The 11,437-nt window shown below is 45.9% G+C and carries 7 protein-coding genes and 2 tRNA genes; 1 reads left to right on the top strand and 8 read right to left on the bottom strand.

Annotated elements, in window-relative coordinates; genetic code table 11:
• Positions 1-211: 211 nt before the first annotated feature.
• The 8 genes from asnS to carB all read right to left on the bottom strand — a co-directional run bounded on the left by asnS (position 212) and on the right by carB (position 9,581).
• Positions 212-1,615, bottom strand: a complete 1,404-nt coding sequence (gene asnS / locus H8S52_RS18915) for an asparagine--tRNA ligase (protein WP_186910373.1) — start codon at positions 1,613-1,615, stop codon at positions 212-214.
• Between the two features lie 30 nt (positions 1,616-1,645).
• On the bottom strand, positions 1,646-3,112 hold the full coding sequence (locus H8S52_RS18910; protein WP_117741408.1) for a pseudouridine synthase: 1,467 nt from the start codon (positions 3,110-3,112) through the stop codon (positions 1,646-1,648).
• Positions 3,113-3,243: 131 nt separating this feature from the next.
• Positions 3,244-4,590 (bottom strand): adenylosuccinate lyase, encoded by a 1,347-nt coding sequence (gene purB / locus H8S52_RS18905; RefSeq protein ID WP_117666634.1) that lies wholly within the window; start codon positions 4,588-4,590, stop codon positions 3,244-3,246.
• A 152-nt stretch (positions 4,591-4,742) separates the two neighbouring features.
• A tRNA-Val gene (locus H8S52_RS18900) sits at positions 4,743-4,817 on the bottom strand.
• A 33-nt stretch (positions 4,818-4,850) separates the two neighbouring features.
• Positions 4,851-4,925 (bottom strand) — tRNA-Val (locus H8S52_RS18895).
• A gap of 130 nt (positions 4,926-5,055) precedes the next feature.
• The gene (locus tag H8S52_RS18890; RefSeq protein ID WP_016661675.1) at positions 5,056-5,616 is read right to left on the bottom strand and encodes a sugar O-acetyltransferase; all 561 of its coding nucleotides are present in this window, start codon (positions 5,614-5,616) and stop codon (positions 5,056-5,058) included.
• Positions 5,617-5,645: 29 nt separating this feature from the next.
• A complete protein-coding gene (locus tag H8S52_RS18885) occupies positions 5,646-6,278 on the bottom strand; it encodes an HAD family phosphatase (RefSeq protein WP_186910372.1) in 633 nt (210 codons plus the stop codon).
• Positions 6,279-6,353: 75 nt separating this feature from the next.
• On the bottom strand, positions 6,354-9,581 hold the full coding sequence (carB, locus tag H8S52_RS18880; protein ID WP_117741406.1) for a carbamoyl-phosphate synthase (glutamine-hydrolyzing) large subunit: 3,228 nt from the start codon (positions 9,579-9,581) through the stop codon (positions 6,354-6,356).
• Between the two features lie 542 nt (positions 9,582-10,123).
• Between carB and trpS the strand changes: the two genes are divergently transcribed.
• Positions 10,124-11,218, top strand: a complete 1,095-nt coding sequence (trpS, locus tag H8S52_RS18875) for a tryptophan--tRNA ligase (RefSeq protein ID WP_016661677.1) — start codon at positions 10,124-10,126, stop codon at positions 11,216-11,218.
• Positions 11,219-11,437 lie beyond the last annotated feature (219 nt).

The following is an 11,437-nucleotide window of genomic DNA, read 5'->3' as shown; positions in this document are numbered from 1 at the left end:
TTGTGGAAAAAGAACGGTTTGGTTGGGAATGTAAGGACGAAAATGTAACTTTGCCATAACGAAAAACTTTATGCCTAAAGATACGAAAACTTTGGGTAATAACAAAGCCCGGGCTTGAGAAAGTCTGGGCTTTGCGCATAAAAAAAGGCTGTGTCAGCATTTTGACACAACCTCTTATCCGTCAAGGATATTTTATTTCGTTCTTCGGCGGTTAGAACTCCGCATTGCGCGGAGTACGCGGGAACGGTATCACGTCACGAATATTAGTCATACCGGTTACAAACAGCAACAGACGTTCAAAGCCCAATCCGAAGCCTGAGTGCGGGCACGTACCGAACTTGCGGGTATCAAGATACCACCACATATCTTTCATCGGAATATGAAGTTCTTCGATGCGGTTCATCAGTTTAGCATAATCGGACTCACGCTCGGAGCCGCCGATTATCTCGCCAATCTTCGGGAAGAGCACATCCATAGCACGTACCGTTTTACCATCGTCGTTCTGCTTCATATAGAACGCTTTGATTTCTTTCGGATAATCCGTTAGGATAACCGGACGCTTGAAGTGGTCTTCCACCAAATAACGTTCGTGCTCGGAAGCCAGGTCGACCCCCCAGTATACGGGGAATTCAAACTTATGCCCCTGCGCTACGGCTTCTTCCAGAATCTTGATACCTTCCGTATAAGGCAGACGAACGAAGTTTTCTTTCAGTACACCTTGCAAGCGCTCTATCAAACCCTTGTCAAACATATCATTCAAGAACTTCACATCATCGGCGCAGTTATCCAAAGCCCACTGTACGCAAAACTTGATAAATTCTTCCGCCAAGTCCATGTTATCGGTAATGTCATTGAACGCAACTTCCGGCTCCACCATCCAGAACTCAGCCAAGTGACGGGGGGTATTGGAGTTTTCCGCACGGAACGTAGGCCCGAACGTATAGATAGCGCCCAACGCCGTAGCGGCAAGTTCACCTTCCAACTGACCGGAAACCGTCAGACTCGCCTGCTTTCCGAAAAAATCGTCATCGTAGATAATAGAACCCTTTTCGTCTTTCTTCAAATCATAAAGGTTCATCGTAGTAACCTGAAACATCTGTCCGGCTCCTTCGCAGTCGGAAGCCGTAATGATAGGCGTATGAAAATAGAAGAACCCTTTCTTATGAAAGAATTCATGAATGGCAATAGCCATATTGTGACGGATACGGAACACAGCACCGAATGTATTCGTACGAGGACGCAGATGGGCTATCTCGCGAAGGAACTCCATAGAGTGCCCTTTTTTCTGCAAAGGATACGTATTGTCGCAAGTACCCAACACTTCAATTTCACGTGCCTGGATTTCAGCTTTCTGACCGGAGCCTACCGATTCCGTCAGCACACCGTTCACGCTCAAACAAGCTCCTGTGGTAATTTCTTTCAGCATCTGCTCATCGAAGTTTGCCAAATCCACCACAATCTGCACATTATTTATTGTAGAACCGTCGTTCAGCGCGATAAAATTAACTTGCTTACTACCTCTGCGGGTACGAACCCAACCTTTCACGTTGACCATAGCGCCAAAATTCTCGCGCTTCAGCAGGTCAACAATCTTTGTTCTACTAATCTTTTCCATAAAACAGTTATTATAACTTGATTATATATATTATTCGAAAGAGCCCATGCGCAGGAAGTTCACCTCTTGTTCCGTGAGGTAACGCCACTCGCCGCGACGCAAGCCTTTCTTGGTTAAGCCGGCAAAGAATACACGATCCAGCTTCACGACCTTGTATCCCAGCGATTCGAAAATACGACGCACGATACGGTTCTTACCGGAGTGGATTTCTATGCCCACTTCATCTTTTTTGAAATCATCCGTATAGCTGATAGCATCTGCCTGGATTTCACCATCATCCAACTGAATACCGGCTGCAATCTGCTCCATATCGGCTTTAGTCAGATTCTTATCCAAATGCACATGATATATTTTCTTTTTCAGATACTTGGGATGGGTCAGCTTGGAAGCCAGGTCGCCATCGTTCGTCAGCAACAATACTCCCGTAGTATTACGGTCCAGACGACCTACCGGATAGATACGTTCGTCACAAGCACCTTTCACCAAGTCCATTACAGTACGACGCGCCTGCGGGTCATCGGAAGTTGTCACCGTATCTTTCGGCTTGTTCAACAGGACATATATCTTACGTTCGATGCTGACCGTCTGGTCGTGAAACTTCACTTCATCGCCACGCTTAATCTTAGTACCCAATTCCGTAACCACTTCTCCGTTTACAGACACTACGCCTGCCGTAATAAACTCATCCGCTTCACGACGCGAGCATACACCGGCATTAGCCAGAAACTTATTCAAACGAATCGGTTCGTTCGGATCGACAAACTGTTCTTTATACTCTATCTGTTTCTTCTTACTGTACTTGGCATTGGGATCGTAATCTCCCGTACGGCGAATCGGGCGACTGTAGCTGTCTCTGTTGCCATAAGGGCGTTGAGGACGGTCACCGTTCGAGTTATAGCGCGGACGGAAAGGGCGGTCACCACCAGCATTGTTACCATAAGGACGCTGAGGACGGTCGCCACCTTCACTATTATAACGGGGACGATAAGGACGATCACCGCCGGCATTGTTACCGTAAGGACGCTGAGGACGGTCGCCACCTTCACTGTTATAACGGGGACGATAAGGACGGTCACCGCCGGTATTGTTGCCGTAAGAGCGCTGAGGACGGTCGCCACCTTCACTGTTATAACGGGGACGGTAAGGACGGTCACCGCCGGCATTGTTACCGTAAGAGCGTTGAGGACGGTCACCACTTTCACCATTATAGCGAGGACGGTAAGAACGGTCGTTGTTATAGGAACGCTGAGGACGGTCGCCATTTTCCGCATTCGGATTAAAGCGCTGACGGTAAGGACGGTCACTGCTGTACGAACGTTGCGGACGGTCGCCATTTTCACTATTAAATCTCGGACGATAAGGGCGGTCACCATTTTCACGGTTATAAGACGGGCGACTATAGCTTCCCTCTCTGTTAAATTGGTTACCATCACGGCCGGCGCCTGAATTCTCCTCTGAAGAAGAAGCATCACGCCAAGTTTCATTTTCTGTACTCATTGTTTTATTCGAATAAAATTAAACCTACTGGCCTCACGGCCATTCTTTCTTTATCTCTAATTACCTTTATTTTAGCTTATAACAAATTCCGGATTAAAAAAGTTGAAATCTCCGGTTTCCCTTGTCGCTTCTTAAAGCCCCGTATATGTATGGGGAGTAATTGCACATAATTCTTTTTTTATATCTTCGCTTACATTCAATTCTTCTATGAATTCCTTGATAGAATTCTCTGTGATAGCCTGATTGGTACGTGTCAATGCTTTCAGCGCTTCGTAAGGATGCGGATATGCCTCACGGCGCAGGATTGTTTGAATGGCCTCGGCCACAACACTCCAGCAGTTATCCAAATCGCGATAGATAGCCGTTTCGTTCAACAGCAGCTTACGCAATCCTTTCAATGAACTCTGAATGGCTATTATGATATGTCCGAACGGAACGCCCACATTACGCAATACGGTAGAATCCGTCAGGTCGCGCTGCAAACGTGACACCGGCAACTTCACAGCCAGATGTTCAAGGATAGCGTTTGCTATACCCAGATTACCTTCGGCATTTTCAAAATCAATTGGATTCACCTTATGCGGCATTGCACTCGAACCAACCTCACCAGCCTTGATCTTCTGCTTGAAATATTCCATGGAGATATACTGCCAGAAGTCACGGTTCATATCAATCATCACCGTATTAATTCGCTTCATCGCATCGAAGATAGCAGATAGATTATCATAATTGGAAATCTGAGTCGTATATTCTTCGCGCTCCAACCCCAGTTTCTCTGCAACGAACTTAGTACCGAAAGCTTTCCAGTCATATTCCGGATAAGCCACATGATGTGCATTGTAATTTCCCGTAGCACCGCCAAACTTAGCAGTAACCGGACAAGCCTTCAATGCAACCAGTTGGCGTTCCAAACGATATACAAACACCATTATCTCTTTTCCCAGACGAGTAGGAGAAGCCGGCTGTCCGTGCGTTTTGGCGAGCATCGGAATATTCGCCCACTCTTCAGCATAAGCACGGAGTTGCGCTATCAATTCCTCTATCTGCGGATAATATACCTGTTCCAATGCCTCTTTTACAGACAGAGGAATAGAAGTATTGTTAATATCTTGTGAAGTCAGCCCGAAGTGGATAAACTCTTTATAGTCATCCATTCCGCCTAACTTATCAAATTCTTCTTTCAAAAAATATTCAACAGCCTTCACATCATGGTTAGTCACGCTTTCAATATCCTTGATACGTCCGGCATCGGCTTCTGAAAAATTACGGTAAATATTTCTCAAAGTTTCGAATACATCCTTATTCACCCCTTTCAACTGAGGCAAAGGCAGTTCACATAAGGTTATAAAATATTCCACTTCAACCTGTACACGGTATTTTATCAGTGCGAATTCTGAGAAATAGGCAGCCAAAGCATCTGTCTTGCCCCTGTAGCGACCGTCAATCGGGGAGATTGCGGTAAGTAAATCAAGTTCCATACGTCGTATTTATGATAATTATCGGATTGCAAAATTACGGCTTTTTTCCGAGTAATCAGGTATAATGGGGAAATAAATTAAAAAAATGAAGTTTCAGAATAAAAAAATAGCCTTGTATACTATATACAAAGCTAAAATCCGCAACAATTGTGTGGGCGTTGACGGATTCGAACCGCCGACCCTCTGCTTGTAAGGCAGATGCTCTGAACCAGCTGAGCTAAACGCCCTTTTGATAAACGAAAGTGCTTGTTTTTTTTGTGTGGGCGTTGACGGATTCGAACCGCCGACCCTCTGCTTGTAAGGCAGATGCTCTGAACCAGCTGAGCTAAACGCCCATACACTTCCGTTTCAAAAGCGATGCAAAGGTACAGCTTATTTTGAAATTACCAAAACTTTCGCCATTTATTTTTCAAGTTTTTTTTCACACAACATTAATTATTATTGAATTTCAAGCAATTAGCCTCATCACTTTTTTATATCATTTTTGCGGATTACCTTTGCCGGATTCCCAACAGCCACACAATCGGACGGAATATCTTTGGTCACTACACTTCCCGCACCTATAATGCAACGGTCGCCAATAGTTACCCCGGGACAAATAACAGCGCCACCGCCAATCCAACAATCTTCACCTATCGTCACCGGATAGGCATACTCCTGCTCTACACGCCTCTCCAGATAATCAAACGGGTGTTGAGGGGTATAAATCTGCACACAAGGCCCTATCAGCGTATATGCCCCAACAGTGATATAGCCACCGTCCAGAAAAGTACAATTGGAGTTGATAAAGACATGTTCCCCAAGGCGGATACCATCACCATGATCGCAACAAAAAGGCGGGCAAATAGTGGCAGAAGCTGGAATACCGGGTATCAATTCTTCCAATACGCTCCGGCATTCTTCCTCATAACCGCTCATAGCGTTCAGCTTCAGCAACAGTTTTTTCGCACGTTTAAAACGCTCTTGAATTTCCGGGGAAGCCGTATTCGCCAATTGTGAACTCCGCATTTTATCTACCTCATCCATATTCTTATCCATTTTTATTGTACAATATACTACAAACCATTACATATATGCAGCAATGCCGTCAGTTTCTCCATCCAGTCTTCATCGGGAGCCACATGCAATCCGCGTATGCCAAGCGCTTCCGCCGCCTTGATATTCTTTAAACTGTCATCTACAAATATCGTTTCTTCAGCTTTCATACCGTCAGCAGCCAATGCTTTCAGGAAAATATCCGGTTCAGGCTTGTAAGCCTGCATTTCATAGCTGCAAAACAGCGTATCAAAATAATCGCTTATCGGTTTATGTTCGTCACTGAACTTATCACTGCAGGTAAAAGCCATAATAAACGGATTAGTATTGCTAAGCAGGCAAATGTGATACTCCTCTTTTAACTTCAATAAACTGTGAAGCCGGTTCAGAGGCACATCACGTATAAAGCCCAGCCAGCAATATTGCGCCTCATCCCAACTGACAGATTCGCGCCCGGCAGCCTCAGCCATTCTCCGGCAAAACTCACCGGCATCAATCTTTCCCGTCTCTACATCCAGGAAAAAGCCTTTTTGGCCGTATTCTCCCATATACTCATCCGTATTCACTCCCGCTTCACGAAAACGGCGGAAAGCCTCTTCCGAATTCTGGCGGAATATCACACCGCCCATATCAAATAATATATTCTTTATCATATGCCAATACTTATTTAAGGAAAACGGACACCCGTTGCCGGATGTCCGCTTTATTACAATAATATATCAACCGGCTTATTTATATTCCTGCCAGCTCTTGATTTGGATATCTTCCATCTTCATCTCACAGAAAGCTTCAATGAAAGCACCTGCCAGACGGGCATTCGTAATCAACGGAATATTATGGTCGATAGCACCGCGGCGAATCTTGTAACCGTTGGTCAGCTCGCGTTTAGAGTGGTTCTTCGGAATATTTACAATCAAGTCGAACTTATGTTCGGCAATCATTGTCATTACATTATTCTCCGCATCGGCACGTTCATCTGGCCAGAACACGGCTTCGGTGCTTACACCGTGCGCATTGAGAAATGCAGCGGTACCTGCCGTAGCGTAAATCTTATATCCCTTCGCAAAAAGCATGCGGCTGGCATCCAGCAAGTCCACTTTCGATTTCATTGCACCGGAAGAGAACATCACACCTTTTTCTGGACGCGGAATCTTGAAACCGGTAGCAATCATGGAGTTCAGCAATGCTTCGGAGAAGTCGTCGCCGATACAGCCTACCTCACCCGTAGAAGACATATCCACGCCCAATACCGGGTCTGCGTTATGCAGGCGGGAGAATGAGAACTGGGAAGCCTTCACGCCAATCCAGTCGATGTCAAACGCCGACTTGTCCGGACGAGAGTAAGGAGCATCCAGCATAATCTTCGTGGCCGTCTCGATAAAGTTACGTTTCAGCACTTTGGATACAAACGGGAAACTACGTGAAGCACGCAGGTTACATTCGATAACTTTCACCTCATTGTTACGTGCCAGGAACTGGATGTTGAAAGGACCGGAGATATTGAGTTCCTTTGCAATCTGACGGCTGATTTTCTTGATACGGCGTGCCGTAGCGAAGTAAATTTTCTGTGCCGGGAATACCAGCGTAGCGTCACCGGAGTGCACACCGGCAAACTCAACATGCTCGGAAATGGCATATTCCACCACCTCGCCGTTCTGTGCCACGGCATCGAACTCAATCTCTTTCGTATTCTGCAGGAACTGAGAAACCACTACCGGATATTCCTTGGAAACCTCGGCAGCCATTTTCAGGAAGTTCTCCAATTCTTCTTCATCGTAGCATACATTCATTGCAGCACCGGAAAGCACATACGACGGACGCACCAATACCGGATAGCCTACTTTCTCAACGAAGCCCTTCACATCTTCCAGACTGGTAAGTTCCTGCCAAGCCGGCTGGTCGATGCCGAGCTGGTCGAGCATGGCAGAGAATTTGTTACGGTTCTCTGCACGGTCGATAGATACAGGCGAAGTACCCAATACAGGAACAGACTGGCGATAGAGTTTCATTGCCAGGTTGTTAGGAATCTGACCGCCTACGGATACGATTACGCCGCGCGGCTGTTCGAGGTCGATAACATCGAGCACACGTTCAAAAGAAAGTTCGTCGAAGTACAGACGGTCGCACATATCGTAATCGGTAGATACAGTTTCGGGGTTATAGTTAATCATGATGGATTTGTACCCCAACTTGCGTGCAGTCTGGATAGCGTTCACCGAACACCAGTCGAACTCAACGGAAGAACCGATGCGGTAAGCTCCCGAACCCAATACAACTACCGATTTTTCATTCTTATAATAGTTCACATCATACCCTTGTACGGCATACGTCATATAAAGGTAGTTCGTCAGTTCCGGATGCTCGGAAGCGACGGTATTGATACGTTTCACAGCCGGAAGAATACCCAGTTCCTTACGACGGGCGCGTACCATAAGATTTTCCTTTTCCATATTACCTTCCGGATTCAGTACGAAACGTGCAATCTGGAAGTCGGAGAAACCAAGCACTTTCGCTTCACGCAGCACATCGGCAGGAATATCTTCCACCTTATTATATTGTGAGAGTTTATTCTTATAGTCTACGATGTTCTTCAGTTTGCCGAGGAACCAAGGGTCAATCTTCGTCAGCTCAAAGATACGGTCGATTGTATAGCCTTTTTCCAGAGCCTGGGCGATAGCGAACACACGCAGATCGGTGGGATGAGCCAATTCGTGATCCAAATCTTCGAATTCCACACTATCATTACCCACAAAGCCGTGCATGCCTTGACCTATCATACGCAAACCTTTCTGGATAATTTCCTCGAAAGAACGGCCGATAGACATGATTTCACCTACAGACTTCATGCTTGAACCGATTTCGCGAGACACACCTGCAAACTTCGTCAAGTCCCAACGGGGAATCTTACAAATCAGATAATCCAATTGCGGAGCTTCATAAGCAGAATTCGGAGTTCCCATTTCACCGATTTGGTCGAGCGTATAACCCAATGCAATCTTGGCGGCAACAAAAGCGAGCGGATAACCGGTAGCTTTGGATGCCAATGCAGAAGAACGGGACAAGCGGGCGTTCACCTCGATTACGCGATAGTCGTTGGTTTCGGCGTTGAATGCATACTGAATGTTACATTCACCCACGATGCCGAGGTGACGGATACACTTGGTAGAAAGTTCCTGCAACATCTTCACCTGGTCGTCGGTAAGCGAGCAGGTAGGAGCAACCACGATAGACTCACCGGTATGGATGCCCAGAGGGTCGAAGTTTTCCATACTTGCTACGGTGAAGCAGTGGTCGTTGGCGTCGCGGATTACCTCGAATTCGATTTCTTTCCAACCTTTCAGGGATTCTTCCACCAGGATTTGCTTGGAGAACGTGAAAGAACTTTCAGCCAGTTTGACAAACGCTTCCTCGTCCGGACAGATACCGCTGCCCAAACCACCCAAAGCATAAGCCGAGCGTACCATTACCGGATAGCCGATTTCGCGGGCAGCTTTCAAGGCATCTTCCATGCTTTCCACAGCGTGGCTCTTCGGAGTTTTCATAGGAATCTCATCCAGCTTCTTCACAAAGAGGTCGCGGTCTTCCGTGTACATGATAGCCTCTACCGAAGTACCCAACACACGCACGCCGTATTTCTGCAGAGTACCGTTCAGGTAAAGTTCCGTACCGCAGTTCAGCGCAGTCTGTCCGCCGAAAGCCAGCAGAATGCCGTCCGGCTGTTCTTTTTTGATGATTTCTTCTACGAAATAAGGAGTTACCGGCAAGAAATAAACTTTATCGGCAATACCTTCTGATGTCTGAATTGTAGCAATATTCGGGTTTACCAATACCGAACCCACACCTTCTTCGCGCAAAGCCTTCAAAGCCTGCGAACCGGAATAATCAAACTCTCCGGCCTGACCGATCTTGAGCGCACCCGAGCCCAAGACAAGCACTTTCTTCAAATTCTTTTCCATATTCTCTTATTGTCTATTTAAGTTCATTCTTCACATTCCGGCACAAAAAAAATGCGTTACCCCGAATAAGGATTAACGCATTACCAAAGAACTAAAAATATCGTTTTCGGAAAAAGAGAAACCGACAGCCAGCGAATGAAATTCATTCGAACGTAGGTTATATGTACTTCTCTTTTCCTGCGATTGCATAGTTATCTCTAAAATTTCTGCAAAGTAACGACTTATTTACGATTTGAGCAAATTAATCAAAGGAATAAATTTCTTATCCGAAAAGAATAGTTACTTTTACCGCAATGCAATCTTTGAATATAGTAGGAAGGATACTTCTTGAAGAAAAATCAAACAGACACCAAAAGATATGGAGGATAAAACAGAAAAGCAAGCATCAGCCTTCCCGGATGTTATAACGAGGTTTGAACGACAGAGCGTACTTTCACTGTTTAATTTTTAAAGTAATACACTGCATTCGATAAAAATAATGGTATCTTTGCATTCCATTATAACAGACAGCGTTTTATGAAGAAAAAATAATCAATACAGATATGGCAAAAGAAAAAATCATCCTTACGGGCGACCGCCCCACGGGACGCCTGCATATCGGACATTATGTAGGCTCATTAAGACGCAGAGTGGAGTTGCAGAACTCCGGACTGTATGACAAAACGTTCGTGTTCATAGCCGATGCACAAGCATTGACAGATAACATGGAAAACCCGGAAAAGGTACGTCAGAACGTTATCGAAGTAGCTCTCGACTATCTGGCTTGCGGATTGGATCCTACGAAGAGTACCATCTTTATCCAGTCGCAGATTCCGGAATTGTGCGAACTGACATTCTATTATATGGACCTTGTCACCGTATCGCGCCTGCAACGTAACCCGACGGTAAAGACGGAAATCCAGATGCGCAACTTTGAAACAAGTATTCCGGTGGGGTTCTTCACCTACCCTATCAGCCAGGCTGCGGACATCACGGCGTTCCGCGCCACCACCGTTCCCGTTGGCGAAGATCAGGAACCGATGATTGAACAAGCCCGTGAAATCGTACGCCGCTTCAACTTTATCTACGGCGACACATTGGTAGAACCGGAAATCCTTCTGCCTGACAATGCAGCCTGTCTGCGTCTGCCGGGTACAGACGGAAAAGCCAAGATGAGTAAGTCTTTGGGCAACTGTATCTACCTTTCCGATACAGCCGACGAGATTCAGAAGAAAGTGAAGAGCATGTACACCGACCCCGATCATCTGCGCGTACAAGACCCGGGCAAGATTGAGGGGAATACCGTATTTACTTATTTGGACGCTTTCTGCCGCCCCGAACACTTCGAACGTTACCTGCCCGACTATCCTTCTCTGGAAGAACTGAAAGCCCACTATCAACGTGGTGGTTTAGGCGATATGAAAGTGAAAGGCTTCCTCAACAATATCATGCAGGAAACCTTGGAGCCGATTCGTAACCGCCGCAAGGAATTCGAAAAAGATATTCCAGCTATCTATGATATGCTGAAGAAAGGCTGTGAAGCGGCACGCGAAACAGCCGCAGCGACATTGGACGACGTGCGTCGTGCCATGAAGATTAACTATTTCGATGATGCGGAACTTATCGCAGAGCAGGTAAAGAAATTCAGCGCGGAATAATCTCCGCGCGGCAAGGCATAAAAGAAAGAGGTTGTGTCAAAACGTTGGCACAACCTCATTTATATTTTAAGTTCTGCTATATTTTCTTTTGGCTATGCTACTTTTTCCTCATGCATTTGGCAACAAGTTGCTATATTCCAATTATATCGGGTTATAAATAGTCCCATAAACATATATTTGGCAACTGTAATGAGCCCCTTTCCTTCTTTTATCAGTTTA

The sequence above is a fragment of the Bacteroides sp. NSJ-48 genome, from assembly GCF_014287405.1.
Taxonomy (GTDB): domain Bacteria; phylum Bacteroidota; class Bacteroidia; order Bacteroidales; family Bacteroidaceae; genus Bacteroides; species Bacteroides stercoris.
This window is presented reverse-complemented; position numbering and strand designations above follow the sequence as displayed.

Coding starts and splice junctions, on each gene's coding strand:
- asnS (WP_186910373.1), bottom strand. CDS start 1,615: ATGGAAAAGATTAGTAGAACAAAGATTGTTGACCTGCTGAAGCGCGAG.
- H8S52_RS18910 (WP_117741408.1), bottom strand. CDS start 3,112: ATGAGTACAGAAAATGAAACTTGGCGTGATGCTTCTTCTTCAGAGGAG.
- purB (WP_117666634.1), bottom strand. CDS start 4,590: ATGGAACTTGATTTACTTACCGCAATCTCCCCGATTGACGGTCGCTAC.
- H8S52_RS18890 (WP_016661675.1), bottom strand. CDS start 5,616: ATGGATGAGGTAGATAAAATGCGGAGTTCACAATTGGCGAATACGGCT.
- H8S52_RS18885 (WP_186910372.1), bottom strand. CDS start 6,278: ATGATAAAGAATATATTATTTGATATGGGCGGTGTGATATTCCGCCAG.
- carB (WP_117741406.1), bottom strand. CDS start 9,581: ATGGAAAAGAATTTGAAGAAAGTGCTTGTCTTGGGCTCGGGTGCGCTC.
- trpS (WP_016661677.1), top strand. CDS start 10,124: ATGGCAAAAGAAAAAATCATCCTTACGGGCGACCGCCCCACGGGACGC.